At 56.0% G+C, this 26,620-nt stretch carries 27 protein-coding genes; 7 read left to right on the plus strand and 20 right to left on the minus strand.

From position 1 onward, the window contains the following. Positions 1-13 precede the first annotated feature (13 nt). Positions 14-1,009: a ubiquinone anaerobic biosynthesis protein UbiU gene (gene ubiU / locus AC0Z7K_RS12360; RefSeq protein WP_485614774.1), complete on the minus strand. Its 996-nt coding sequence runs from the start codon at positions 1,007-1,009 to the stop codon at positions 14-16. Positions 1,010-1,313: 304 nt separating this feature from the next. On the opposite strand from ubiU, the gene ubiT reads away from it, so the two are divergent. Further along, positions 1,314-1,835, plus strand: a complete 522-nt coding sequence (ubiT, locus tag AC0Z7K_RS12365; RefSeq protein WP_485614636.1) for a ubiquinone anaerobic biosynthesis accessory factor UbiT — start codon at positions 1,314-1,316, stop codon at positions 1,833-1,835. Further along, positions 1,829-2,332, plus strand: coding sequence for a GNAT family N-acetyltransferase (locus AC0Z7K_RS12370; RefSeq protein WP_413530282.1), 504 nt, complete (start codon positions 1,829-1,831; stop codon positions 2,330-2,332). Before ubiT ends, AC0Z7K_RS12370 begins: the two co-directional genes overlap by 7 nt. Before the next feature lie 28 nt (positions 2,333-2,360). On the opposite strand, the gene AC0Z7K_RS12375 is transcribed toward AC0Z7K_RS12370, so the two are convergent. Beyond that, positions 2,361-2,675 (minus strand): GIY-YIG nuclease family protein, encoded by a 315-nt coding sequence (locus AC0Z7K_RS12375; RefSeq protein ID WP_485614637.1) that lies wholly within the window; start codon positions 2,673-2,675, stop codon positions 2,361-2,363. Between the two features lie 116 nt (positions 2,676-2,791). On the opposite strand from AC0Z7K_RS12375, the gene AC0Z7K_RS12380 reads away from it, so the two are divergent. Next, entirely contained in the window at positions 2,792-3,244 is a 453-nt protein-coding gene (locus tag AC0Z7K_RS12380; protein ID WP_413530284.1) for a YhbP family protein, read from the plus strand. Between the two features lie 86 nt (positions 3,245-3,330). Beyond that, complete coding sequence (locus AC0Z7K_RS12385) at positions 3,331-3,972, plus strand: Rossmann-fold NAD(P)-binding domain-containing protein (protein WP_413530285.1); 642 nt, start codon at positions 3,331-3,333, stop codon at positions 3,970-3,972. Positions 3,973-4,091: 119 nt separating this feature from the next. Here AC0Z7K_RS12385 and phnN read toward each other — a convergent pair whose 3' ends face one another. From phnN to phnF, 9 genes are read right to left on the minus strand one after another with little or no spacing between them, the layout of a single operon-like run. Next, complete coding sequence (gene phnN, locus AC0Z7K_RS12390; RefSeq protein WP_485614639.1) at positions 4,092-4,664, minus strand: ribose 1,5-bisphosphokinase; 573 nt, start codon at positions 4,662-4,664, stop codon at positions 4,092-4,094. An 11-nt stretch (positions 4,665-4,675) separates the two neighbouring features. Further along, positions 4,676-5,812 carry an alpha-D-ribose 1-methylphosphonate 5-triphosphate diphosphatase gene (phnM, locus tag AC0Z7K_RS12395; RefSeq protein WP_413530287.1) on the minus strand — a complete coding sequence of 379 codons (1,137 nt, stop codon included), beginning with the start codon at positions 5,810-5,812 and terminating at the stop codon, positions 4,676-4,678. After that, on the minus strand, positions 5,809-6,516 hold the full coding sequence (phnL, locus tag AC0Z7K_RS12400) for a phosphonate C-P lyase system protein PhnL (protein ID WP_485614640.1): 708 nt from the start codon (positions 6,514-6,516) through the stop codon (positions 5,809-5,811). Before phnL ends, phnM begins: the two co-directional genes overlap by 4 nt. 28 nt (positions 6,517-6,544) lie before the next feature. Then, positions 6,545-7,336, minus strand: coding sequence for a phosphonate C-P lyase system protein PhnK (gene phnK / locus AC0Z7K_RS12405; RefSeq protein WP_413530289.1), 792 nt, complete (start codon positions 7,334-7,336; stop codon positions 6,545-6,547). Further along, positions 7,333-8,211, minus strand: a complete 879-nt coding sequence (locus AC0Z7K_RS12410) for an alpha-D-ribose 1-methylphosphonate 5-phosphate C-P-lyase PhnJ (RefSeq protein WP_485614642.1) — start codon at positions 8,209-8,211, stop codon at positions 7,333-7,335. The genes phnK and AC0Z7K_RS12410 overlap by 4 nt, the downstream gene beginning before the upstream one ends. Next, on the minus strand, positions 8,201-9,283 hold the full coding sequence (locus AC0Z7K_RS12415; RefSeq protein WP_485614644.1) for a carbon-phosphorus lyase complex subunit: 1,083 nt from the start codon (positions 9,281-9,283) through the stop codon (positions 8,201-8,203). Before AC0Z7K_RS12415 ends, AC0Z7K_RS12410 begins: the two co-directional genes overlap by 11 nt. Continuing rightward, the gene (gene phnH / locus AC0Z7K_RS12420; protein WP_485614645.1) at positions 9,283-9,864 is read right to left on the minus strand and encodes a phosphonate C-P lyase system protein PhnH; all 582 of its coding nucleotides are present in this window, start codon (positions 9,862-9,864) and stop codon (positions 9,283-9,285) included. The genes AC0Z7K_RS12415 and phnH overlap by 1 nt, the downstream gene beginning before the upstream one ends. Before the next feature lie 3 nt (positions 9,865-9,867). After that, on the minus strand, positions 9,868-10,311 hold the full coding sequence (phnG, locus tag AC0Z7K_RS12425) for a phosphonate C-P lyase system protein PhnG (RefSeq protein WP_413530293.1): 444 nt from the start codon (positions 10,309-10,311) through the stop codon (positions 9,868-9,870). After that, positions 10,312-11,037 carry a phosphonate metabolism transcriptional regulator PhnF gene (gene phnF, locus AC0Z7K_RS12430; RefSeq protein ID WP_485614646.1) on the minus strand — a complete coding sequence of 242 codons (726 nt, stop codon included), beginning with the start codon at positions 11,035-11,037 and terminating at the stop codon, positions 10,312-10,314. It abuts the gene before it with no gap. A 264-nt stretch (positions 11,038-11,301) separates the two neighbouring features. On the opposite strand from phnF, the gene AC0Z7K_RS12435 reads away from it, so the two are divergent. Both AC0Z7K_RS12435 and AC0Z7K_RS12440 read left to right on the plus strand, forming a co-directional pair. Next, on the plus strand, positions 11,302-11,463 hold the full coding sequence (locus tag AC0Z7K_RS12435) for a type II toxin-antitoxin system CcdA family antitoxin (protein WP_485614648.1): 162 nt from the start codon (positions 11,302-11,304) through the stop codon (positions 11,461-11,463). Beyond that, positions 11,463-11,777, plus strand: a complete 315-nt coding sequence (locus AC0Z7K_RS12440; RefSeq protein ID WP_485614649.1) for a CcdB family protein — start codon at positions 11,463-11,465, stop codon at positions 11,775-11,777. Before AC0Z7K_RS12435 ends, AC0Z7K_RS12440 begins: the two co-directional genes overlap by 1 nt. 45 nt (positions 11,778-11,822) lie before the next feature. On the opposite strand, the gene nrdG is transcribed toward AC0Z7K_RS12440, so the two are convergent. The 5 genes from nrdG to treR form a co-directional block, all read right to left on the minus strand. Continuing rightward, positions 11,823-12,287 carry an anaerobic ribonucleoside-triphosphate reductase-activating protein gene (nrdG, locus tag AC0Z7K_RS12445; protein ID WP_485614775.1) on the minus strand — a complete coding sequence of 155 codons (465 nt, stop codon included), beginning with the start codon at positions 12,285-12,287 and terminating at the stop codon, positions 11,823-11,825. Positions 12,288-12,291: 4 nt separating this feature from the next. Next, complete coding sequence (gene nrdD, locus AC0Z7K_RS12450; protein ID WP_485614777.1) at positions 12,292-14,430, minus strand: anaerobic ribonucleoside-triphosphate reductase; 2,139 nt, start codon at positions 14,428-14,430, stop codon at positions 12,292-12,294. A 331-nt stretch (positions 14,431-14,761) separates the two neighbouring features. Beyond that, positions 14,762-16,405 (minus strand): alpha,alpha-phosphotrehalase, encoded by a 1,644-nt coding sequence (gene treC, locus AC0Z7K_RS12455; RefSeq protein WP_485614650.1) that lies wholly within the window; start codon positions 16,403-16,405, stop codon positions 14,762-14,764. Between the two features lie 22 nt (positions 16,406-16,427). Then, positions 16,428-17,846, minus strand: a complete 1,419-nt coding sequence (gene treB, locus AC0Z7K_RS12460; RefSeq protein ID WP_413530298.1) for a PTS trehalose transporter subunit IIBC — start codon at positions 17,844-17,846, stop codon at positions 16,428-16,430. A 140-nt stretch (positions 17,847-17,986) separates the two neighbouring features. Then, positions 17,987-18,937: a trehalose operon repressor TreR gene (gene treR, locus AC0Z7K_RS12465; protein ID WP_485614652.1), complete on the minus strand. Its 951-nt coding sequence runs from the start codon at positions 18,935-18,937 to the stop codon at positions 17,987-17,989. A 360-nt stretch (positions 18,938-19,297) separates the two neighbouring features. Here treR and mgtA point away from each other — a divergent pair, with 360 nt between their 5' ends. After that, positions 19,298-22,000: a magnesium-translocating P-type ATPase gene (mgtA, locus tag AC0Z7K_RS12470; protein ID WP_485614779.1), complete on the plus strand. Its 2,703-nt coding sequence runs from the start codon at positions 19,298-19,300 to the stop codon at positions 21,998-22,000. 246 nt (positions 22,001-22,246) lie between these two features. Here the strand turns inward: mgtA and sstT are convergent, their stop codons facing one another. The 4 genes from sstT to AC0Z7K_RS12490 all read right to left on the minus strand — a co-directional run bounded on the left by sstT (position 22,247) and on the right by AC0Z7K_RS12490 (position 26,620). Then, the gene (sstT, locus tag AC0Z7K_RS12475) at positions 22,247-23,461 is read right to left on the minus strand and encodes a serine/threonine transporter SstT (RefSeq protein ID WP_485614654.1); all 1,215 of its coding nucleotides are present in this window, start codon (positions 23,459-23,461) and stop codon (positions 22,247-22,249) included. 136 nt (positions 23,462-23,597) lie between these two features. Then, on the minus strand, positions 23,598-24,569 hold the full coding sequence (locus AC0Z7K_RS12480; protein ID WP_413530301.1) for a TerC family protein: 972 nt from the start codon (positions 24,567-24,569) through the stop codon (positions 23,598-23,600). A 290-nt stretch (positions 24,570-24,859) separates the two neighbouring features. After that, positions 24,860-25,606 (minus strand): glutamine amidotransferase, encoded by a 747-nt coding sequence (locus AC0Z7K_RS12485; RefSeq protein WP_413530302.1) that lies wholly within the window; start codon positions 25,604-25,606, stop codon positions 24,860-24,862. A 27-nt stretch (positions 25,607-25,633) separates the two neighbouring features. Then, positions 25,634-26,620 carry a Gfo/Idh/MocA family protein gene (locus AC0Z7K_RS12490; protein ID WP_485614655.1) on the minus strand — a complete coding sequence of 329 codons (987 nt, stop codon included), beginning with the start codon at positions 26,618-26,620 and terminating at the stop codon, positions 25,634-25,636.

Consider the following 26,620-nt stretch of genomic DNA (forward strand, 5'->3'; position numbering starts at 1 on the left):
ATCGTCTCTTCACTTACTGCCATTTGCGATGATACGCACCGAGCGTGGTTTGCGTACCTTCAGACATTGCACCCAGCGTGCTCATCCACGCGGCATCGGTTTTGAAATTCTGCGGATCGGCCATGCAGCGGTCGATCGCCGCCCGCCAGACCTTTGCCACCTGGCTGACATACGCCGGGCTGCGCTGGCGTCCTTCAATTTTCACCGACGCTATATTGGCGGCGAATAATTCCGGCAAAAGCTCCAGCGTATTCAGGCTGGTCGGCTCTTCCAGCGCGTGATATTTCGCACCATCCACCAGATAACGGCCTTTGCACAGCGTCGGATATCCGGCATTTTCGCCTTCGTCATAACGGTCGATCAGCACATCGTTCAGGCGGGATTCCATGCCCTGTGCCGTTTGCTGCCAGCGGACAAAGCGCGCCGGCGAACACGCGCCAACGGTGTTTGGGGATTCACCGGTCAGATAGGAGGACAGATAGCAGCGGCCTTCGGCCATGATGCACAGACTGCCGAACGCGAACACTTCCAGCGGCACCACCGTCGTACGTGACAGCTGGCGCACCTGATGCATCGAAAGCACGCGCGGCAGCACCACGCGGGCGACGTCAAAATTACGTTTATAGAAACGAATGGCTTCATCGTTGGTGGCAGATGCCTGCACCGAGACGTGGCGTTCAACCTGAGGATATTTATTGGCAGCGTAATCAAGCATCGCGATATCAGCGAGGATCAGCGCATCGGCACCGAGCTGCGCGGCCATGTCCACGGCGCGTTCCCAGCGCTGATAACCGTCCGGATGTGCAAATGTGTTGATGGCAATATGCAGTTTACGACGGTGACGGTGAACATAGTTGGCCGCCTCCTGGAGCTTTTTCTCGGTGAAATTCAGGCCGGCAAAATGACGCGCATTTGTATCATCTTTCAGACCGATATAAACCGCATCGGCGCCATTATCGACTGCCGCTTTCAGCGCAGGTAAATTCCCTGCCGGGCAAAGTAGCTCCATGATCATTCCTTGCTGCAACCGGACAGCGTAGCTGAAGGGTTGATAGTGATGAGAAGCCATGTGCCGACGTAATTCATTCATCAGCGAAGGCTTTGATTGGCGAACCATTTTAGAGAAGCTATAGATGCAATATTTTGATTTGAGGCAGTTTATGGGGTGTTGAGAGGGGGAGTTAGGGCCGGGGAGGTTGTACGCGACGTTTTTCTGTTGCAGTATTTATTGATGCAGGCCGCTGAATGAGTCTGGTGATGTGGCAAAATAGTGCCGAGAGTTGCCTAAAAAGTTACCGAAAGGAGTAGTGCCAGTGTTGCAAAAACTACGTGCACGTATGGTTCGCCAGGGGCCATCCCTGTTAAGTGTGCCTTTAAAATTCACCCCTTTCGCGCTTCGGCGTCAGGTTTTGCAGCAGGTGTTGAGCTGGCAGCTACGTCAGGCGTTGGCCGACGGTGAACTGGATTTTTTGGATAACCGCTGGTTAAAAATTGATGTCTCCGACCTCAGCCTGAGCTGGCAGATGTCGGTGGAAGCCGGAAAACTGGTGATCCGCGAACAAGGCGTTGCCGATGTCAGTTTCAGCGGTTACGCCAACGATCTGATCCTGATCGCTGCCCGTAAAGAAGATCCGGACACGCTGTTCTTCCAGCGCCGTCTGCGCATTGAGGGCGACACCGAACTCGGTCTGTATGTGAAGAATCTGATGGATTCTATCGATCTTGATACCATGCCTGTGCTGCTAAAGAACGGCTTGTTACGTCTGGCCGATTTTGTCGAAGCGGGTATGCAGGAGGACCGTGAGCCGCAAGCTCCGGTAGCTGAACCATGTTAATCCGAACTGAAATTCCTGTTGATGCAGCAGGCATTGACCGTCTTCTGCGTTCCGCTTTCCCGACGGGCGCGGAAGCTGATCTGGTGCAGGAACTGCGCGAAGACGGCTTACTGACGCTGGGCGTTGTGGCAACCGATGACGAAGGCGGCGTGGTCGGTTACGTCGCGTTTTGTCCGGTCGATATTCAGGGCGAAGATCGTAACTGGGTCGGGCTGGCACCGCTGGCGGTGGAAGACTCTCTGCGCCGTCAGGGGCTTGGCGAAAAGCTCATTTACGAAGGGTTAGATTCTCTGAATGAATTCGGTTACGCCGCGGTGGTGGTGCAGGGCGACCCCGCCTATTACGGTCGTTTTGGTTTTAAACCGGCCGCGGCGCATGATCTGCATTGCCGCTGGTCGGGCGCTGAAGGCACTTTCCAGCTGTTTACGCTGACCGATGACGCGCTGACTAACGCCAGCGGAGAAGTGGTTTTCCCGCCTGCGTTTAACCGGTTATGATTTCCCCACGGGCCTGTTTTCAGGCCCGTTAGCATTCTTCCAGACTCCCGCTTTCCGGCCATCCCAGATAACATTCCAGCGATTGCGGCGCGGCTTTCACCAGCAACTCCTTCTGCGCTTTACTCAGCTTTTTCACTTTCAGCTCCAGCTTTGACGCCAGCGAGCGGTCACCCGCCGCACAGTGAAACGCCAGCTGTAACTCGCCTTTTCCACGCAGCGCTTTCGCCCCTTTTCCGCACTGATGTTCTCCTATACGCCGGGCCACGTCGGTGGTGATGCCGGTGTACAGCGCGCCGGTCGGTGTTCTTAACATGTATAAATACCAGTTCGGTGCGACAGACATATGCTCGTTGCGTTTGGCAAAATTTGCGTAAGTTTACCCGAAGAGCACAAAGGAGTGACGTAAAAACGCAAACTGGCGCGTTACACTGTGCGCAAAGAATGGCAAGGGCACCGTTAATGAATAACCCCGACGATCTGAAACACATCCTGAAGTTTCTCAATAAAAATCACGTACTGGCGCTGTGTGCCGTCGCCGATGGCGAAATGTGGAGCGCCAACTGCTTTTACGTTACTGATGCAGAAAACCTGTCGCTGTATTTCATGACCGAGCTGAAAACTCTGCACGGCACGCTGATGGCGAAATCCCCGCAGGTGGTCGGCACCATTGCCCCGCATCCGAAAACAATCGCGTTAATTAAAGGCATTCAGTATCGCGGAGAAGCCACGGTGCTGACCGGCGAGGAAGAGCATCTCGCGCGCGCGCTTTACTGCACGCATTTCCCCATCGCCGTCGCGATGAAAGCGCCAGTTTGGCGGCTGAAACTCAATCACATCAAAATGACCGATAACGCACTCGGCTTCGGGAAAAAGCTGCTGTGGGATCGGGTGGTGTCTGACAAACATCCGTAACAAGATATGTCTTATGGCGCTACTTTAACAATCAGGTAACACTCAAATATCTCAATATGAAACGCCGTTTTTTAAAAGGAAGTGATATGGCAAAAGTTCTTCTTCTTGGTGGAAGTGGTCTGGTCGGGCGCGAACTGTTACGCCTGCTACAGCTCGATCCGCGCGTCAGTCGCATCGTTGCGCCAAGCCGACGTCCGTTGCCGCCGGGCAGCAAAGTGGTCAATCCGCTGGGAGCGAACCTGACTTCTTTAGTTGTCGCGCTGGATGAACCGATCGATTTGCTGTTTTGCTGCCTCGGCACCACACGAAAGCAGGCGGGAAGCGCGGCGGCGTTTCGGGCCGTGGATTACGATCTGGTGGTCGACAGTGCCAAAGCTGCCCGGGAACTCGGTGCCCGCCATTGTCTGGCGGTCAGTGCTCACGGGGCCGATGCCACTTCGCGTTTTCTCTACAACCGTACCAAAGGGGAAATGGAACAGGCGCTGATGCAGCAGGGCTGGCCGCTGCTGACGCTGGTCCGGCCATCACTGCTGGTGGGCAAACGCCATCCGCCGCGTTTGCTCGAACAACTTAGCGCGCCGCTGTTTAAACTGCTGCCGGGTAAGCTGAAAGCGATTGATTCCGATATTGTGGCGAAAGCGTTGCAGGAACAGGCGTTTAACGCCGGGTTGGGCGGCATCACGGTGTTGGAGTCCGATCAGATCGCTGCCAGTATTGAAGAGCGTTAACCCTGAATAAGATGTTGAATCGGATCGCATTTCCCCTATGCCGGTGCAACGTCGTTGATCCGCAGTCAGGATCTCTGTGATAGGGTAGGGACAAAAAAGCAAAATTTGCCCCTTCCTTTTCAGCTCTCCTGCATTTCCCCGTGCGTTTTCTTCTGTCTGCTCAGTAATTCCCGTAAGGCTCTCAGCGTGTCCTGTAATTCGCCGTCGTTGTTCAGCCGCTGACACCCTGACGGCAGTGCGTTGTCATACTCTCTCGCACGACGCAGACGACAGGCGATCTGCGTGGCGTCTTCGCGTCCGCGCCGGGTCAGACGCTCCGCCAGCACCGCCTCGGACACCTGCAAACAGACCGGCAGCAAGAGCGTGCCGTAACGCTGGCGGGCGCTTTCCAGATGCGCCCGTGAACCGTTCACCACCACCTGACAACCGAGCTGCATCCAGCTGTCGATTTCAATTCCGACGCCGTAGCGGCACTCATGCGCCTGCCATTGCAGCGCGAACAAGCCCTGCTGCTGGCGTTGGATAAATTCGGCTTCGCTCAGCGCGATATGATTCTCGCAACCCGCGTCAGCGGCGCGCGTAATATAACGATGCGCCACCGCCACGCCCGCCGGTAACTCCCGACGCAGCGCCTCCAGCAGACTGTCTTTCCCTGACCCGGATGCGCCCATCAGATAAAGTAAACGACTCATCACGCCTCCGTTTAAAACACCTGAATGCCCTGACGCCAGACGTTTTGCACATAATGATGATCGCCATGCGCCCGTGCCAGCACCAGATCTGCGCGTTTGCCTTCGGCGATTTCGCCGCGATCCTGCAAACCCAGCGCGTTGGCCGGATTGCGCGTGACCAGCTTTACCGCCTGCGGCAGGCTGAACGCATTGCTTTCATCACCGGCGATGCGGAACACGGCGTCGAGCAGGCTGGCGGGATAATAGTCGGAAGACAAAATATCCAGCAGCCCGAGCGACGCCAGCTGATGCGCCGCGACGTTGCCGGAATGCGAGCCGCCGCGCACGATATTCGGTGCGCCCATCAGCACCTGCAAACCGTTGGCGTGTGAGGCGCGTGCTGCTTCCTCGGTCGTCGGGAACTCAGCGATCACGCTGCCGAGCGCCAGCGATTCCTCGACGTGTGCGGTAGTCGCATCATCATGGCTGGCCAGTGAAATATTGCGCGCGCGGCAATGGGCGGCAATCGCTTCACGATTGGGCTGCGCCCAGCGGCGTGACAGCGCGATCTGCTCCTCCTGGAATTCATCCATTTGCGCGTCATTCATGTGGTATTTGCCCTGATAATACTCGCGGTATTTCTGCGGCGTGGAGAACTGGCGCTGGCCCGGCGAATGATCCATCAGGGAAACCAGCGACAGCACAGGGGTATCCATTAACTGTTCGAACAGTGGCAGCGTGGTGTTGTGCGGCAGCTCGCAGCGCAAATGTAAACGATGCTCGGCGCGGTTCAGCCCGGCATTCTGACTGTTGACGATGGCGTTGATCATCTTTTGCAAATTATCCAGACGGTGCCCGCCGTCGCGCACGTCTCCGACCGCCACCGCGTCCAGTACCGTGGTAATACCGCTGGCGATCATCAGCGCATCGTGACTGCTCATGGCCGAATGGGCAGGCCAGTCGACTTTCGGGCGTGGCGTGAAAAACTTATCCAGATTGTCGGTGTGCAGCTCGATAAAACCTGGCATCAGCCAGCCGCCCTGAGCATCCAGCGCCTGCGGTAGTTGACTCCTGGTGTCGGCAAAGGCGCTGATCACGCCGTTTTGCATCTCCAGCGATCCTTCGACGATTTGACTGTCGAGCACCAGTTTGACGTTATTGATGATCATGCGGACATCTCCGGGGCGGTTTCGGGGTTCATTTCATACAGGCGATCGGCAACGCGTTCGCGCACATCGGCATCATGGAAAATGCCGACCACTGCCGCACCGCGCTGTTTCGCCTGTTCGATCAGCGTTACCACGGCGGCGCGGTTGGTGGCATCGAGTGAGGCAGTCGGTTCATCGAGCAACAGCACCGGATAATCGACCACAAAACCGCGGGCGATATTTACGCGCTGCTGCTCGCCGCCTGAAAACGTCGAGGGCGCGAGATGCCACAAACGTCCCGGCACGTTGAGATGTGTCAGCAGGGCGCTGGCGCGGGCTTCGCTTTGGGCTTTCTCCACGCCAAGCTCCAGCAGCGGCTGCATCACCAAATTCAGTGCGCTGATGCGCGGGATCACTCGCAGAAACTGACTGACCCAGCCTACGGTGTGGCGACGCACCGCCAGGATCTCACGCGCTTCGGCGCTGACCATATCGATTTTCTGGCCCTGATGTTCGACCCAAATCTGCCCGCTGTCCGGCAGATAATTGCCGTAGAGCGAGCGTAATAACGTGGATTTCCCGCTGCCAGAATGGCCGTGCAGCACCACGCATTCTCCGGCATCTACCGTCAGGCTGGCATTACTGAAAACAGGTAATCTGGCGCTGTTCTGGTTATGCAGAACAAAGGTTTTACTGAGATTTTCGACCCTGAGCTTCGTCGTCATTTTGGTCACTCTTTCTCTGGAATGAAGTTTAGGAAAGCACGGAAGACACTAAAAGCTGAGTGTAAGGATGATGCGGATCGTCGAGCACGCGGTCGGTTAATCCACTTTCCACCACCTGACCCTGTTTCATCACTAACAAACGGTGCGCCAGTAAGCGCGCGACGCCCAAATCGTGGGTGACAATCACCACCGCCAGCTGCATTTCCACCACCAGTGTGCGCAATAAGTCCAGCAACCGCGCCTGAACGGACACATCCAGCCCGCCGGTCGGCTCATCCATAAACACCAGACGCGGATGCGTCACCAGATTGCGGGCGATTTGCAGACGCTGCTGCATGCCGCCGGAAAACGTGGTCGGCAGGTCATCAATGCGCGACACCGGGATCTCGACATCTTCCAGCCACTGGCTGGCCTTCTGGCGGATATCGCCGTAATGCCTCTCACCGACCGCCATCAGGCGTTCGCCGATATTGCCGCCCGCCGACACCTGACGGCGCAGGCCGTCCATCGGATGCTGATGCACCACGCCCCAGTCGGTGCGCAGCAAACGGCGGCGATCACTTTCGGCCATGTCATACAGCGACTGCGCCGGTGTCTGACCGTTGTTGTAAATGACGCTTCCCTGCTGCGGTGCGAGCCTCGCTGAAATCGACTGCAATAGTGTGGTTTTGCCCGAACCGGATTCGCCGACAATGCCCAGCACTTCGCCCGGATACAAATTGAATGACACATCGCAAAAGCCTTTGCCCGGCGCATACAGGTGAGTCAGGTTATTCACCGACAGCAGCGGCTCAGCGGTGAGATGTAATGGCGTAGTCATTGGCGGTGAACCTCATTGGAAGCCTGTTGCTCAACTTGCTGAGCGCAGAAATCAGTGTCTGAGCAGACGAACATGCGGTTGCCCTGATCGTCGAGCACCACTTCGTCGAGATAGCTGTGGCGCGAACCGCAGATGGCGCAGGGTTCGTCCCATTGCTGGACGGTGAACGGGTGATCGTCGAAGTCCAGACTTTCGACTTTAGTGAACGGCGGCAGGGCATAAATGCGTTTTTCGCGCCCGGCACCGAACAGCTGCAACGCAGGCATCATGTGCATTTTCGGGTTATCAAATTTCGGGATCGGCGAGGGATCCATCACATAGCGGTCGTTCACTTTCACCGGATAGGCGTAGGTGGTGGCGATGTGCCCGAAACGCGCGATGTCCTCGTACAATTTCACCTGCATCACGCCGTACTCCTCGAGCGCATGCATTTTGCGGGTCTCAGTTTCACGCGGTTCGATAAAGCGCAGCGGCTCGGGGATCGGCACCTGATAAATCAGGATCTGATCTTCCTGAAGCGGCGTTTCCGGAATGCGGTGGCGGGTCTGAATCAGGCTGGCATCGACGGTTTTCTCCGTGGTTTTCACGCCCGCGACGCTCTGGAAGAATTTGCGGATCGACACGGCGTTAGTGGTGTCATCTGCGCCCTGGTCGATCACTTTCAGCACGTCTTTTTCGCCGATCACGCTGGCGGTGAGCTGGATCCCGCCGGTGCCCCAACCGTAAGGCATTGGCATTTCACGCCCGGCGAAGGGTACCTGATAGCCGGGGATCGCCACGGCTTTGAGGATCCCACGGCGGATCATGCGTTTGGTCTGCTCGTCGAGATACCCGTGGTTATAGCCGGTGATCGTTTGCGCTGAATTATTGTTCATTGGCGTAGTCCTGTTTTCTTGCGGCGCGCAGGCGTTTCAGCAGTTCCAGCTCTGCCTGAAAATCGACATAGTGCGGCAGCTTGAGGTGCGAAACGAAACCGGCAGCTTCGACGTTATCGGCGTGTGAGAGCACGAATTCTTCATCCTGCGCGGGGCTTGTGATCAGTTCGTTGTGCTCGCGGGTTTGCAAAGCGCGGTCGATCAGCGACATCGACATCGCCTTGCGTTCGGCGCGGCCAAACACCAGGCCGTAGCCGCGCGTAAAGTGCGGCGGCTTATCCTCTGGTGCGACAAACCCGTTCACCATCTCGCATTCGGTCAGCAGGATTTCGCCGATATCAATCACGAAGCCCAGCTCTTCGGGCACGATTTCCACCGTCAGCCAGCCGGTACGGATTTCCCCGGCGAACGGATGCGTGCGGCCATAGCCGCGCTGCGTGGAATAACTCAGCGCCAGCAGAAAGCCTTCGTCTCCTCGCACCAGCTGTTGCAGACGCGCCGCGCGGGAGGCCGGAAACACCGGCGGCGTGCGGGTAATGTCTTCCGGCTCTGCGCCGTTGTCTTGTTCCTCAATCGCCAGCTGTTGCTGCGTCAGCAAATCAAACACGTGGCCGCAGTTTTCCGGCTGAGCTTCGTCGGCAATCGGCGTAAACGGTGCTTCGCCCTCGGCCAGCAATGCAAAATCCAGCAGCCGGTGGGTGTAATCGTAGGTCGGCCCGAGCAACTGGCCGCCTGGCAAATCTTTGTAGACGGCTGAGATACGGCGCTCGAGGCGCATCGCGGCGGTATCGAGCGGCTCGCTGGTCGCCAGACGCGGCAAGGTGGTGCGATAAGCGCGCAGCAGGAAAATGGCTTCGACCAGATCGCCGCCGGACTGCTTAATCGCCAGCGCCGCCAGTTCGCGGTCGTAAATTCCGCCTTCGCTCATCACGCGATCGACTGCCAGACCCAGCTGTTGTTCGATCTGTTCACAGCCCAGTTCATTCACTTGCGGATTGCCACGGCGTTCGCACGCCAGCAGCTGATGGGCGGCGGCTATCGCCTTTTCGCCCCCTTTCACAGCGACGTACATCAGCACACCTCCACGCGCGTAGTGCGCGGTATGGCAATCATTTCTTCGCCGCAGGTGAACATAAAGTCCAGTCCCAGCGGGAAGCGGTGAGGGCGGCGGGTCAGATAATCACGCACGGCGTCCGGCAACTGTGGGGAAATAGTCCGGCTGCTTTCGATACCGGGGCCGGAAAGACGCAAGGAAGTGCCGCCGGTCAGGCCAGCGAGCTGAACGATCACGCTGGTCGCCAGCTCCGGCGACATCTCATCCCCGCAGGGAAAGGCCAGCAAGGTGGCGCTGTCTAGCGCCGGATCGGCGAGAGCAAAACTGACGGCGGCAGGATTGTCGGTCAGCACTGCGCCGGTGTGAAAGCGCAGGTTTTTACGCAGGATTTCATCGTCGAGCGAGGCACTGAGCCACAGCGGCGTATCCTGATCGATAAGTGTTAACAATATGCAGGCGCTGGCGGAACCGAGCGCGCCAAATCCCTGCATAGCCGGCAACTGAATGCTGACGCCAGGTTCGCTCAACGCTTTGAGAATACGACGGAAACTGTATTGTGCATCGGCAACAGGATTTTGAAAACTGGCAACAAGTGACATGAATTATTCTCCGCGAACCAGGGTAAAGAAATCGACGCGACTGGCAGCCACTTCACGGGCGCGCAGCTCGCGGCGCTCCTGCTGTATGGCCGCCAGCGGGGCAATGATCCGTTTATGCAGCAGCTCGTCCATGCCTTGTATTTGCAGCAGGGCGTCGATCACCGCGCACAGTTCGGCGTGGGGCTTATTACGACCGGCGATGTAGCTGTAACCATAAACGCCGCCTTCCATCTGGATCACCGCGCGGGTGACGGTCATATCGCCCATCACGAAACGTTTCCCGGTGCCGCCCATGCGGCCCTGAAGCTGTGTCAGACCGGTTTCAGCAGCGCGTATGCGTTCAAACTGCGGGGATAAATTCAACGGCTGCCAGTGCGCGAGCAGTTCGTCGGGGCGGCTGTGAGCCAGCACCGACATCCAGCGCTGGCGGGTTTGCAGGTGATCCATTCAGTGCTCCATGGTCAGTTCGATCATGTCGGCGCGGGTCAGGCTGACGGAGTATTCCGCCACCGTGTCGCTGCCTTCACGAATGTTAAGAGTACGCACACACAGCAGCGGTGCCTGCGGCACGATTTCGAGTAATTTGCTCTCTTTCGCCAGCGCACGACGGGCGTTAATGCGGGTGGTGCGGCGGCTGAGTTTTTGCTTAATTTCTTCGCGGATAAAATCGTGCAGCGAGCCGCTGTGGAAGTTTTGCAGCGCAGGCCACCAGTCGAGATCTGGCAGGTAGTGGTCAATCACGCAGACCGGTACGCCATTAACGCGGCGTAACGTGCGCAGGTGGATAACCGTGTCGCCTTCCTGCCGTGACAGCGCTGTCGCCACGTGATCGGTACAAGGTCGCAGCACTGCCAGCAAACGTTCGCTGGTCGGGTGACTCCCCTGATCGAGCAGGTTTTGGCTGAACCTTGCCTGCGAATGCAGTGGGTAATCGTAAGGGCGCATCAGCACCAGCGTGCCAATTCCCTGACGGCGCTGTAGCCAGCCGCGATCGACCAGCTCATCTACCGCGCGACGCAGCGTATGGCGGTTCACCCGAAAACGTTCGGCAAGCTGTTGTTCCGGTGGCAGATAGTCGCCGCAGCGGTAACCGTTACGCAGCTCCTGTTCCAGCTCGGCAGCAATTTGCTGATACACAGTGGTGTGACTGGTCGGATGTCTAGATAAGTTCATCACAATGAATACCTCGCACGGGATAAACGGGCAGTGGCAGTGAATTTTGTTGAAGGGGAGCAGGACATGATGCAAACCTCAGCAGGGCGTTGGCATCATGTTGGCGCAGCTTAATGACAGTTGGGTGAAGGTCAGATTGCAGGGAGGTGAAGAATTGGAAGATGTCTCGCAGAGATGTGATGTGGGGATTTACGGAATTAAGCAGGATAAATTACACTCTGCATGCTGTTTAAGTATTCACCATTAATCACATAAGGAATATGTATGTCAGAAGTACTTAATTTGGATTTCAATGAGTTACCTGTTCCGTTACTGCCTGAAACGCCGGCGGAGAAATGGACGCGGGAAAACCAAAAAGGTATCGAAGCGATAACAAAATTTGTGCAAGAGAATGGCTCATTTTCAGACTATCAGCGTGCATTTTGATGGAGCAGTACGCTGTTTATGAAAACAAGGGTGGAGGAAAAGCGGTGTATCCGTATCTGCTGAATATCCATCACCCTTCAGCAGAAGGCTGGGGTAACACAGTCGTGGTGCCACTTGTTCCTTTAGATAAGCTGTGCGACCTGCCGCCGAAGAAACTTTGCCCGTTACTCAAAATCCGGCAACAGCCATTTGTTGCGATGACGCATATGCTTGGTGGGGTGAGATCTAAAGAGGTAGGAAGATGCATCAAAAAGCTGGAAGGTGAAATCTATGAAGTGAAAAATGCCTTCGATTATTTACTGAATGGAATTTAAAAGCATCGAGGGGAAGCGCTTCCCCTCTGAATGACACAAACTTTTTTATCTCAGGTAATGAATCACCTGATTGTCGCTGCCGCGCCAGATGAGCGACGGGTCTTTCAACTCCTGCACAAATTTGCCGTCGACCAGCACGTTGATGAGCGCGATCGCTTCCTGTTGAGCAGCGGTCAGTTCGCCAAGAGTGTAACCGGTCCACATCCACACGTCTTTGCCCGGACACTCAGCCTGCACCCGTAACAGCAGCTGGCGGATCGCCGACAGGTTTTGCGGATGCAGCGGATCGCCGCCGGAGAGCGTTAAACCCTGACGCGGGATCACCGTGTTTTGCAGATCGGCGATGATCCGGTCTTCATCTGCCTGCGTAAAAGGCTTGCCTGAGTCCAGCCGCCAGGTGCTTTTATTGTAGCACCCGCGGCATTCGTGGACGCAGCCGGAAACGAACAGCACGCAGCGCGTTCCTGGCCCGTTAACGACATCGATCGGGTAATATTGATGGAAATTCAACGTCTCAGCCCAGTTGACCATTGCCTAAATGTTTCACGCGGCGCTTCACTTCTTCCTGCTTACCGGCGTTGAACGGACGTGCGTCCGGGCTGCCGAGATAACCGCACACGCGGCGGGTGACGGACACACGTGAAGGCTCGTGGTTGCCGCATTTCGGGCAGGTAAAGCCTTTGCTGGTGCACTCGAATTCGCCGGTGTAGCCGCAGTCGTAGCATTCATCGATTGGCGTGTTGGTGCCGTAATACGGCACGCGGGTGTAACTGTAATCCCACACATCTTCCAGCGCTTTCAGGTTGTGTTGCAGGTTCGGATACTCGCCGTAACAGATAAAACCACCGTTGCTTAGCGGGGGATACGGCGCTTCGAAGTCGAGTTTTTCGTACGGATTCACTTTCTTCTCGACGTCCAGATGGAAGCTGTTGGTGTAGTAACCTTTGTCAGTCACGCCCGCCACCAGCCCGAATTCGGCTTTATCCAGGCGGCAGAAACGGTCGCACAGATTTTCGCTCGGTGTGCTGTAGAGGCTAAATCCGTAGCCGGTTTCGTCTTTCCAGCTTTCGGTCGCGTCTTTCAGGCGGCCGACAATCGCTTCGGCTTTTTCGCGCAGCTGGCGGGCGTCGAAGACATGCGTCTGATTGCCAAACAGCGCATTGATAGTTTCATGCACGCCAATGTAGCCCAGGGAAATCGACGCGCGGCCATTTTTGAAGATGCCGGAAATATCGTCGTCGGCTTTCAGACGCACGCCGCACGCGCCTTCCATATACAGAATCGGTGCAACGCGGGCTTTGATACCTTCCAGGCGCGCAATGCGGGTCATCAGGGCTTTTTTCGCCAGCAGCAAACGTTCGTCGAGCAATTTCCAAAACGCGGCTTCATCCTGTTTTGCTTCCAGCGCGATGCGCGGCAGGTTCAGGCTGATCACACCGATATTGTTGCGGCCTTCGTGGATCATCTCGCCGTTTTCTTCGTACACGCCGAGGAAGCTGCGGCAGCCCATGGGTGTTTTGAAGGAGCCGGTGACTTTCACCACCTGATCGTAATTCAGAATGTCCGGATACATGCGCTTGCTGGCGCATTCCAGTGCCAGCTGTTTGATGTCGTAGTTGGCGTCACCGGCTTTGTGATTCAACCCGTCACGAATGGCGAATACCAGTTTCGGGAACACGGCGGTTTTACGATTTTTACCCAGCCCGGCAATGCGGTTGCGCAGAATGGATTGCTGGATCAGGCGCGATTCCCACGAGGTGCCGAGACCGAAACCGAAGGTGACGAAAGGCGTCTGGCCATTGGCGGTATGCAGCGTGTTGACTTCATATTCCAGCGACTGGAAGGCGTCATAACACTCTTTTTCGGTGCGGCTGTGGGCGAAAGCCTCGACGTCGGCGACCTGCCATTCCTGCGCGATTGCCCGGTGTTTTTCGTAGCTGGACGTGACAAATGGCGCGAGCACTTCGTCGATACGGTTGATGGTGGTGCCGCCATAAATGTGGCTGGCAACCTGCGCGATGATTTGCGCGGTCACGGCGGTGGCGGTGGAAATTGACTTCGGCGTGTCAATTTCGGCATTTCCCATTTTGAAACCGTGATTGAGCATGCCTTTAAGGTCGATCAGCATACAGTTGAACATCGGGAAGAATGGCGAATAGTCGAGATCATGATAGTGGATTTCACCGCGCTCATGCGCCAGCACCACTTCACGCGGCAAAATATGCTGTTTGGCATAGTGCTTGGCAACGATACCGGCCAGCAGGTCGCGTTGTGTCGGGATTACTTTACTGTCTTTGTTGGCATTTTCATTGAGCAGCGCCATGTTGCTTTGCTCAACCAGACCACGAATTTCCTGATTCAGGCGTCCGCGCATTTCACGTTTGACGTCGCGATCGTGGCGATATTCGATATAGGCGCGCGCCAGTTTTTTATACGGGCCAGCCATCAGCTGGTTTTCAACCGCATCCTGAATTTCGTGGATATCGACGCGCTTCTGGTCTTGCAGATTTTCAGCCACAATGCGCGCAACCTGCCCGCAATACTCCGCGCTGTCGATGCCAGCGGCAATGGCGGCGCGCTGAACCGCTTGTTTGATCAGAACTTCATCGAAAGGGACCTGACAACCATCCCGCTTGATGACGATGGGCTGCATTTTAGTGGAACTGGCGGGAATGGATCCGAGTCTGTCTGCCTTCACAATGACACTCCTTTTGAGCGCACTCCGCGCCCCGCAAGGCCTGCGGGCCTGTTGTGCGGGTTTTGCGTGAAATCGCTATATATTGGGTTGGGTGTGTACTATACACACTACATATAGGAATGGCGCGAGCGTTAATTCTCGTTTTATTGACCGGGAACAAAGAATTTTTTCGTCGGAAGAAACCGTGACCAAATGTAAATTCTGGCCTGAATTTTGCCTGTTGTTTTTAAAGGATATGCATAAAAAAAGACCGGGCAGGGTGCCCGGTTTTGAGATTTTTTTCAGACTATTCAGCCAGTATCCAGGCACATTCGTAAGGACGAAGGCGGCCGGAAAGCGGGGCTGCGGCGTAATTACTCAGCAGCGTCTTACCCGTAAATTCCGGCAGGCTGAGCGTCTGTTCCTGCGCGCTCAGATTGGCAACAACGCGCAGCGTCTGCCCGTTCGCCGTGCGTGAATAGCACCATAACTGCGGATGTTCTGCCAGCAAGTCCTGATAATCGCCGTCGGTCAGCACCGGCATGGTTTTGCGTAGCTTGATCAGTTGCTGGTAGAGATAAAACACAGAATCTCTGTCCGCCAGCGCCTGTTCCGTATTGATCTCTTCTGCATTGTGGCTGACTGAAATCCACGGCGTGCCGGAGGTAAACCCTGCCTGCGGCCCGGCGTTCCATTGCATCGGGGTGCGGCTGTTATCACGGGATTTGCGCGCTAAGATGCGCAACAGTTCCTCGTTGCTGCGCCCGTCACTTTTCAGCTCGGCGAACATATTCAGGCTTTCCACATCGCGGTACTGCTCGAGATGTTTAAAACCCGGATTGGTCATGCCGATTTCTTCGCCCTGATAAATATACGGCGTGCCCTGCAACCCGTGCAGCACCATTGCCAGCATCTTGGCGGAGGTGGTGCGCAGTGCGCCTTCATCACCGAAGCGCGACACAATGCGCGGCTGATCGTGATTACACCAGAACAGCGCGTTCCATGCGTGGCCATGCATTCCCTGCTGCCATTCGCGGAAAATCTGCTTGAGCTGAACGTAATCCGGCGGCGCGTCTGTCCATTTTTCACCGTTCGGGTAATCGACTTTCAGGTGATGGAAATTAAACGTCATCGACAGTTCGCTGCCGTCGTTGGCGGCGTAGCGGCGACAATGTTCCAGTTGAGTGGAAGACATTTCACCGACCGTCATCAGTCCCAATGGCTTGAATACGTCGCGGCTGAATTCCTGCAAAAATTCGTGAATACGTGGGCCGTCGGTGTAAAAACGGCGGCCATCGCCGGTCTCATCAGCGGGGAAATCTTGCTGTTTCGAGACCAGATTGATGACGTCCAGTCGCAGCCCGTCGACGCCTTTATCTGCCCAGAACTGACAGACCTGTTTCAGTGCCTCGCGCACCGGCGGGTATTCCCAGTTGAGATCCGCCTGTTCAGTGGCGAACAGATGCAGATAATATTGCCCGCTCTCTTCGTGCCACTTCCACGCGCCGCCGCCGAATTTTGAGCGCCAGTTATTCGGCGGACCCCCTTCGGTTGCACCATCCCGCCAGATATAAAACGGGCGGAACGCACTGCCCGGATCCTGTGACTGGCGAAACCATTCATGGTGAGTGGAGGTGTGATTGAACACCATATCCATGACGATGCGGATTCCGCGCTGGTGCGCTTCGGCGGTCAGGCGCTCGAAGTCTTCCAGCGTGCCGTAAGCCGGGTCGATCGCGCAGTAATCGGCGACGTCGTAGCCGTTATCAATTTGCGGCGACAGGTACATCGGCGTCAGCCACAGGGCATCGACGCCCAGCGTTTTCAGATAATCCAACCGCTGCGTGATGCCGTTGATATCGCCGGTGCCGCTGCCGGTGGTGTCCTGAAAACTCTTCGGGTAAATCTGGTAAATCACGCCGTTTTTCCACCACGGTAATGCGTTGTTCATTCCATTTTCCTTTTTGGATGTCTTACACCACTGCCAGTTCACCGCGACGCGCTTTGCGCTTGTAAACCAACACGGTCAGTACAATCGGCACGACAATGGCCACCAGCATTGCCACCGCATAAATGCTCCAGAACTGCGGTTTGATGGACAAAATGCCCGGCAGACCGCCGACGCCGATGCCGTTAGCGATCACGCCGCTCAGCCCGCAAATCAGTCCGGCGATCGCCGAGCCGATCATTGCGCACAGCATCGGGAAGCGGTATTTCAGGTTGATCCCGTACATCGCCGGTTCAGTCACGCCGAGGAACGCGGAAATAGCGGCAGGCACGGAAATCTCACGTTCATTGTGTTTTCTGCTGACGATAATCACGCCAACCACGGCAGCGGCCTGCGCAATGTTGGAAAGGGCAATCAGCGGCCAGACCGGCGTACCGCCAGTGCTTTGTACCATCTGCATGTCGATGGCCAGCGTGGTCTGATGCACACCGGTGATAACCAGCGGCGCGTAGAGGAAACCAAACAGCGCGGCACCGACCGGCGCGAGGCTGCCGGTCATCACGAATTTCACCGCGAACGCCACACCGTCGCCGATCATGCGGCCAAATGGCCCGATCAGCGTATGCGCGAGGAAGACGGCAATCAGCAGTGACGTCACCGGCACAATCACCAGATACAGGTAATTCGGCACGATGCGTTTGATGCCATTTTCGATCATTGCCAGCGCCATACCCGCCAGCACGGAAGGAATCACCTGCGCCTGATAACCGACTTTTTCGATGGTGAACCAGCCGAAATTCCACACTTCAGGAATTTGCTGGCCGAGGTTGTAGGAGTTCATCAGCTGCGGGGAGACCAGCGTAATGCCGAGGACGATACCGAGGATTTCAGTGCCGCCCATTTTGCGCACCGTAGACCAGCACACCGCCACCGGCAGGAACATGAAGATCGCTTCGCCGAGCAGCCACAGGAAGTCGTAAATGGACTGCCACATCGGATGCATCTGCGCCAGTGTCTGACCGCCGCTCATCGGGATATCGCCGATAACGTTGCGGAAGCCGAGGATCAAACCGCCGCTGATAAGCGCCGGCAACAGCGGGAAGAAGATTTCAGCGAAGTGCGAAATCCCGCGCTCGAACCAGCTCATGTTCTGGCGCGCGGCGACTTTGGCCTGCTCTTTACCGGCTTCGCTTTTGCCGGTGCTGGCGATCAGCACTTTATAGTAATCGTCCACTTCCGGGCCAATGACCACCTGAAACTGACCGGCATTGGTGAAGCACCCTTTGACCATCGGCAACGTTTCCAGCCCTTTCGGATCGGCTTTCGACGGATCATTGAGGACAAAACGAAGACGCGTAATGCAGTGAGTCACCATCGCGATATTGTCGCTGCCGCCGACGAGGGCGATCAGGCGATCAATATCCTGTTGCTTTACTTTGCTCATGAAAAAACCTTCTTGTTTTTAAATGCCGGTGTAGGGAACGGCTAAAGCATAGCGAAGGCGATGGGAACTTGTCTGGGAACGTTCCCGGTTTTGCCGGGACGATCACAAAGTTTCTGTTTTTCAAGACTCAGGGAAGGGGTTCAGACCGCCAGTTTTCCAGGAATAGTCAGCTGTTTTAAGGTCGCTGAGCCGTCGAGTTGCGCCAGTAATTGTTTTGCCGCCGCCTCGCCGCCCGCGCCGTAGCCAAGCTCGACGGAACAAGATTCGGGAAAAAGGAAATGCAGAAGCGGGTTGTTGCCGATGCCACACACCTGCACGCCGGTGATCTGCTGTTGTTGCAGGTATTTTTGTGCGCCGATGGCGATGGTATCAGAGGCGCAGATCACCGCTTCAATGCGGGTTTCCAGCAACTGCGGCAGCAGGTCGAAACCGCTCTGATAGGTCAGCTCACCGAGCACCAGATGCGGCGTCAGGCCGTGTTCGTCGCAGAATACCTGATAGGCCTGGCTGCGCTTCTGGCCGGTGGTGGTGTCATGGGGTGACACGCCGATAAAGCCGATGGAGCGGATATTTTGTGCCAGCAGCTTTTGCATCAGCAACTGCACCGCGCCCGCATCGTCGTAACATACCGAAGATAAGCCCGGCATCTCACGCGCCAGCATCACCAGTTTATCTTTCCACGGCGTCAGCATCTGCGCGGATAAACCGGTAAAACCAAACAGCACCACGCCGTCGATATTACGCTGCTTCAGTACCTGCAAATGCTCTTTCACCCGCTCGGCGCTGAACTGGCTTTCCAGTACGATCGGGTCATAACCTTGCTGATAAAAAAGCGGCAGCATGGCGCGTACCGCCTGATTTTCTGAGGGAGAATCAAGGCGCGAGACGATGATCGCCACGATTTTATCGCTGAACCCGCGCATCGCCCGCGCTGATTTCGACGGGCTGAAATGCTCCTGCTCAATCACCTGCAACACCCGCTCACGGGTCTGCGGGCTGACGTTGCCTTCGTTATTTAACACGCGGGAAACCGTGGATTTCCCCACGCCGCTCAGGCGGGCAATATCATTGATGGTCAGGCGATTTTGCATGGTTTGTATAATTATTTTGTATGGTTAAGTTGATCAGGTTTAAAAATGGTTGCAGTTCACAGGCGTATACTCCGCTCAAATATCGAAGTTGCGCAATAGCGAACCGATACCCTAACGGATTTTCCTGCCCGATGCGTATGAATTTCCAAACCGTTCTTTACCGGAGGTGAAAACCCATGGAACCCGACCCCAATTCAGTAGGTCCGTTGTGATCCGGTAAGCACCCGCATTTTTGCTACTGCTTACCGTGACGTTAAAAGTTATCAGGTAAGCGGTGGCGCACGTCTTTCGTTCGCTCCGTTTTTGTAAACCCTTTTGCCATGTCCGGGCAGCTTTGCCGTGGACGCAACAAAGGTGCGAATCATGTTCAAAAATTTCACTTCCCGGCTGCTCAGCGCGCTCAGCCGTAATTTACCGCGCCGCTTAGTCCGTCGCGATCCGATGCTCGAAAACGTGTCAGTCCGCGCTGCACAGGCCGTGCCTGCTGCGATGGCCGCGCATTGTCAGGCCTGCGCCCGCGCTACCGAAGACCAGCTGTACCTGCAATTTGGCAGTCATCCCGAAGGGTTGACCGGACCGGAGGCAGACGCCATTCGTGAAGTTTCCGGCCTGAATCAGACCGGCGATCAGCAGCCAGCGCCGTGGTGGCTGCATCTGTGGCACTGCTACCGCAATCCGTTCAACCTGCTGCTGACCGTGCTCGGTCTGGTGTCTTATGCCACCGACGATCTGACAGCGGCGCTGGTGATTGGCGCGATGGTGTTTATTTCCACCCTCATGCACTTCATCCAGGAAGCACGCTCCAACAAAGCCGCCGATGCGCTGAAAGCGATGGTCAGCAACACCGCCACCGTACTGCGCAGCGACGCGCAAACCGGGCGCAGCGAAACGGTGGAAATCGCCATCAGCCAGCTGGTGCCGGGCGACCTGATCAAACTCTCGGCGGGGGATATGATCCCGGCGGATCTGCGCATTCTTTCCGCCAAGGATCTGTTTATCAGCCAGGCGGCGCTGACCGGCGAATCCCTGCCGGTGGAAAAACACGCCTGCGAAAAGAAACCCATCGCTAACGACCCGCTGGAACTCAACACGCTGTGCTTTATGGGCACCAACGTGGTCAGCGGTACGGCGATCGCGATGGTGATCGCCACCGGCAGCAAAACCTGGTTCGGCCAGCTCGCCGAGCGCGTAGTGCAGGAAGATACCCAGCCGAACGCATTTCAGGCTGGGATCAGCAAAGTCAGCTGGCTGCTGATCCGCTTTATGATGGTGATGACGCCGGTGGTGCTGGTCATCAACGGCTACACCAAAGGCGACTGGTGGGAGGCGGCGCTGTTTGCGCTCTCCGTGGCGGTCGGGCTGACGCCGGAAATGCTGCCGATGATTGTCACCTCCACGCTGGCGAAAGGCGCGGTGAAACTGTCCCGTCAGAAAGTGATCGTCAAGCGTCTGGACGCGATTCAGAACTTTGGCGCGATGGATATTCTCTGCACCGATAAAACCGGTACGCTGACGCAGGACAAAATTGTGCTGGAACGCCACACCGACGTACTCGGCGTGACCAGTGACGACGTGCTGCATCTGGCGTGGCTGAACAGCCATTATCAGACCGGCCTGAAAAACCTGCTCGATGTGGCGGTGCTGGATGCGGGGGATATCGCGACCGCGCATAACTCGCTGAAAGTGGATGAGATCCCGTTCGATTTCGACCGCCGCCGCATGTCCGTGGTGGTCGCCGAGAACGATCAGAACCATCGGCTGATCTGCAAAGGCGCGCTGGAAGAGATGCTGTCGATTTGTACGCTGGTGCAGCTTAACGGCGAGATTGTGCCGCTGACCGATGCGCTGCTGGCGCGGATCCGCCGCATCACTGACGATCTCAATCAGCAGGGGCTGCGCGTGGTGGCCGTCGCGCACAAAGTGATGCCTGCGCGCACGGTGGGTTACGGCGTACCTGATGAATCCAGTTTGATTCTGGCCGGATATATCGCGTTCCTCGATCCGCCAAAAGAGAGCACCGCTCCGGCGCTGGCAGCGTTACAGCGTAAAGGCGTGACCGTCAAAATTCTGACCGGCGATAACCCGCTGGTGGCACGTAAAGTCTGCAAAGACGTCGGCCTCAAAGTCGATACGGTGCTGATCGGCAGTGATATCGATGAACTGGATGACGTGCAGCTGCTGCGCGTCGCCCGTGAAACCACGGTATTCGCCAAACTGACCCCGATGCACAAAGAACGCATTGTGCGGGTGCTGCGCGGTGAAGGGCACGTGGTCGGATTCATGGGTGACGGTATCAACGATGCGCCTGCACTGCGGGCGGCGGATATCGGGATCTCGGTAGATTCAGCGGTGGATATCGCTAAAGAAGCGGCGGACATTATTCTGCTGGAAAAAAGCCTGATGGTGCTCGAGCAGGGCGTGACGGAAGGGCGCAGGACCTTCGCTAATATGCTCAAATATATCAAAATGACCGCCAGTTCCAACTTTGGTAACGTGTTCAGCGTGCTGGTCGCCAGCGCCTTCTTGCCGTTCCTGCCGATGTTGCCGCTGCATCTGTTAATTCAGAACCTGATTTACGATGTGTCTCAGGTGGCGATCCCGTTTGATAACGTCGACGAAGAGCAGCTGGCGAAACCGCAGCGCTGGAACGCCGGTGATATTGGTCGCTTTATGGTGTTCTTCGGGCCGATAAGCTCCGTGTTCGACATTCTGACCTTCAGCCTGATGTGGTGGGTGTTTAAAGCCAATACTGTTGAAGCGCAGACATTGTTCCAGTCCGGCTGGTTTATCGAAGGGCTGCTGTCGCAGACGCTGATCGTCCACATGATCCGCACCCGCAAAGTGCCGTTCATCCAGAGCCGCGCTTCATGGCCGCTGTGCATCATGACGCTGATGGTGGTGGTCACCGGCATCGCGCTGATTTACTCGCCGGTCGCCGGATTCCTGCAATTGCAGGCGCTGCCGCTGAGCTACTTCCCGTGGTTGATCGCGATTCTGGCGGGCTACATGGTGCTGACCCAGTGCGTTAAAGGCTGGTTCGTGCGCCGCTACGGCTGGCAGTAATTTTTTTGCATTAAGCATGAATGATAAAGGCGGTGATTGTTAAGTCAGTCACCGCCTTTTTTCACCAGAGGCTATGGTTATTCCTTTGTATTTCATTCATCTGAGATGCTGGTTTATCAGCGGAGTTTCACCGATGTTATTGCCTTTCCGCCGTATCCTTCTTGCTTCGTCGCTTTTTCTCACCGCTTCCGCTCTGGCCACACCGGTCAGCAAACTGGTGCATCATGGATGCGCTGAAGATTCAGGTTACGCTGGCTTCTGACAGGCCGCCGCCGTGAACAGTACGTCGGTAGAGGAGTTCAGCGCCGTTTCTGCCGAATCCTGTAAAATCCCGATAATAAAGCCGACGGCGACCACCTGCATGGCGATGTCATTCGGAATACCAAACAGGCTGCACGCCATCGGGATCAGCAACAGCGAACCGCCCGCCACGCCGGATGCGCCACAGGCACACACCGCCGCCATCACGCTCAACAGCAGCGCAGTCAGAATATCCACTTCAATACCGAGTGTGGTCACCGCTGCCAGCGTCAGCACGGTGATAGTGATCGCCGCACCGGCCATGTTGATGGTTGCACCCAGCGGAATCGACACGGAATAGGTATCTTCATCCAGCCCCAGCTTGCGGCACAAATTCATGTTCACAGGAATGTTGGCTGCTGAACTGCGGGTGAAGAATGCCGTGACGCCGCTTTCACGCAGGCAGGCAAACACCAGCGGATAAGGGTTACGACGCGTTTTCACCAGTACGATCAGCGGATTAAACACCAGCGCAACCAGCAGCATACAGCCAATCAGCACCACCAGCAGATGGGCATAATCGTACAGAGCACCAAATCCGCTGGTGGCCAGTGTTTCAGCCACCAGACCGAAAATCCCTAATGGCGCAAAGCGGATCACCACACGAACGATTTTAGTGACCGCCAGTGACACATCGGTGACCAGCGTTTTGGTCGTGTCTGCCGCATGACGCAGCGCCAGTCCCAGACCAATCGCCCAGGCCAGAATGCCGATGTAATTGGCGTCGATCAGTGCCCGGAACGGGTTAGAGACAATGCTCATGATCAACCCTTTAAGCACCTCGGCAATGCCGCCCGGCGGGGTGATTTCGACATTCGCTACTTTCAGATCCAACGTAGACGGGAACATAAAACTGACCACTACGGCTATCAGCGCCGCAGAGAACGTACCGAACAGATACAGGAACAGGATCGGTCCGAGTTCGGTTTTTTTGCCTTTGGGGTGATTAGTAATGGAGGCGGTCACCAGTACCAACACCAGCAGCGGTGCAACGGCTTTCAATGCGCCAACGAACAGGCTGCCGAGCAGACCCGCGGTTTTTGCTGCTTCGGGAGCCAGCGCGGCGAGTGCAATACCGGCGATCAGACCGACGAGGATTTGCATGACCAGACTGCTGTCGATAAATCGTTTCAGAAATGACGGAGAGGATTGTGTATGCATACTATTTTTCCTTTTTATGAGTATTCACCGTTCTTGTCCTGAACGATGAAGCAGGAGACTAGCAGAATTTAGTCTAAAAAATAACGGACGCCATGAGGCGTCCGTTGCAAAGAATCATTCTGCGAGCGATGCCCGCTTATTTTTGAGATTTTGCGTGGTCAGTCCGGTAGTTCACCCACGTATTGATCAGCAAAGTAATAACCAGAATCGAGGCGATCACCCCGAGCGATACGGCCACCGGAATGTGGAACACGTCGAGCAGCAGCATCTTGATACCGATGAAAATAAGTATCACCGCCAGACCGTATTTCAGCATCGAGAAACGTTCCGCCACGCCAGCCAGCAGGAAGTACATCGCTCGCAGGCCGAGGATCGCAAACAGGTTAGACGTCAGCACGATGAACGGATCGGTGGTCACGGCAAAGATTGCCGGGATGCTGTCGACGGCGAAAATGACGTCACTCAGTTCGACCATGATAAGCACCAGCAGCAACGGCGTTGCGAACAGAATACCGTTGCGGCGCACGAAGAATTTCTCCCCATGCAATTCATCGGTCATCCGCATTTTACTGCGCAGCCAGCGGATCATCGGTTTCTCACCGACTTCGCCGTCGTCTTCTTTGGTCAGCGCCATCTTGATGCCGGTAAACAGCAGGAACGCGCCGAATACGTACAGGATCCAGCTGAACTGACCCACCAGCCAGCTGCCGGCGAAAATCATACCGGTACGCAGAACGATCGCACCCAGTACGCCGTAGATCAGTACGCGACGTTGCAGATTTGCCGGGATAGAGAAATAACTGAACAGGATCAGCCAGACGAAGACGTTATCCACCGCCAGCGCTTTTTCCAGCAGATAACCGGTCAGGAACATCGTCGCCTGCGCATCCGCCACTTCACGACCCATTTCGCCGTTGAGATACCACCAGAAACCAAAGTTAAACAGCAGCGACAGGCCAATCCACACCAGCGACCAGATGGCTGCGCTTTTCATGGTCATGACCTGCGCACCTTTGCGCCCCTGCAACAGCAGGTCGAAGGCGAGCATAATCACCACCACCACAGCAAACGCGCCCCACAACATCGGGTTGCCCACTGAATTCATCATTACGTTATCCTCCGAAAAAACATCAAAAAAAACGGCCAGCGTCGGAAGACGTTAGCCGCTCTCTCTGAGCTATAAGCAAACCTCGCCTTCCGGCAAGGTCTCACTTACAACTCTGAAGCATTCATTAGATGAATCAGTGTTGCCCCGGTAACCGGGTGGCTGAGACGGCGTTTTAACGCTTGTCCAGGCACCGTAATGACGATTATCCGACGAAGAAGTTACTCCCCTTTGCAGTTTGAAAATTAATTCAAAGTGTTACTGGTGTCAACATTTTGACATATCTTTGCACATTAACCCGCCAGCGCCTGACGCTTACCCAGCGCGCCGACGAAGGCCAGCAGCAATCCCTGACTGAGCGGCGTTTCGCTAAGTTGATGAGCCTGATGGGCAAAGTCCACGCTGTCATCTTCGGCGATCGAGCCTAGCCACGACAGATAAGTTTTCATCACCGCCAGACTGAATTCAGGATGGAACTGCGTGCTGATGGCGTTCGGGCCGTAGCGCAGGATCTGATGTGGATCGTGCAGCGTTTTCGCCAGTACCGTCGCGGTCGCCGGAGGCGTCACCACGGTTTGCAGATGGATAAGATTCGCGGCGAACTGCGCTGGCAGTTGCGATACCAGCGGATCGAGATGTCCGGCGGGCGTCAGCGTGATGTCGTGAGTGCCGACTTCAATGCCCTGCGGATGGTAATCCACTTCGCCGCCCAGCGCGTAGGCCATCAGCTGATGCCCGTAGCACGCGCCAAACATCGGCAATTCCTGCAACATGCCCAGACGTACCCAGTCTGCGGCTTCCTCGCTCCACGCCAGGTGTTCGGTCACCATGCTGCGTGAACCGGTAATAATGGCTCCGCAATATTGATCCGGCGGCAGCGGGCGCTCACCGGCCTGTAAATCGACAATCACCACCTGCTGCGGATCGATATCGCCCTGACGGATAAACATCTGCGGGAAATTATCGTGCGCACGACGGATGGGCTCCGGTGCGTGACCGGTCTGCAAAATCAACAACGGCTTCAGGCTGGGTGCAGTCATCTGTGACTCCCGAACTGGCGATAAAAGTTAAGGCTGATGGTCAGCAGGGAACACCACGCCGGTCTGACGGCGGATCTCTGTCAGCACTTTGGCGGTGATGCGCGACACTTCCAGCCCCGGATGCGCGACAAACTGGTTATCCACCAGAATCGCAAAAGTTTCCGCTTCATACAGCATGGTATTGATGTGCTGCGGTTGCGTCAGATCCAGCTTCTGGCTGCCGCGAGGCGTCAGGCTTAGCGTCTGGCATTCAGAGAGTTTTTCCATCTGCAAGGTGCCTTCTTCGCCCTGAATTTCGCTCGGCAGATGGGAATCGCTGATTTTGGAGTGGTTGATAACGACTTCGAAGTCGTCGGCATAGGTCAGGATCACCGTGCCCTGACCGTCCACACCGCTTTCCAGCAGAGTCGCCGTGGCAGTGACCGACTCAGGTTCGCCAAACAGCGCGATGGTACTGGCCAGACAGTAATAGCCGATATCCATGATTGACCCGTTTGAAAACGCCGGATTAAAGGTATTCGGGTTTTCACCGGCCAGATAACGCGGATAACGCGACGAATACTGGCAGTAGTTGAAAATGGCTTTGCGCAGTTTACCAATACGGTTTAATGCGCCCTTCATGTGCAGGAAATTCGGCAGATAAGCCGTTTTAAACGCTTCGAACAGTACGACGTTATTCTCTTTCGCACAGGCGATGAGGCTTTCAGCTTCGGCCAGATTGGACGCCAGCGGCTTTTCGCAAATCACGTGCTTTTTATGGCTGAGGAACAAAAGCGATTGCGGATAATGTAAAGAGTTCGGGCTGGCGATATAGACGGCGTCGATCAAATCTGAGGCAGCCATTGCTTCAAGTGAATCAAAGTAATGCTCGACCGGATAATCCTCGCCCAGCTTTTTGGCACCTTCCAGCGTACGTGAATAAATCGCCGTCAGCTTCATCTTGCCGCTCTCGTGCGCAGCATCAATAAAGCGTTGGGTGATCCAATTGGTGCCGACAACAGCAAAGCGAATCAT

This window comes from Rahnella sp. 1L-D-7-B-C2 (assembly GCF_057290995.1).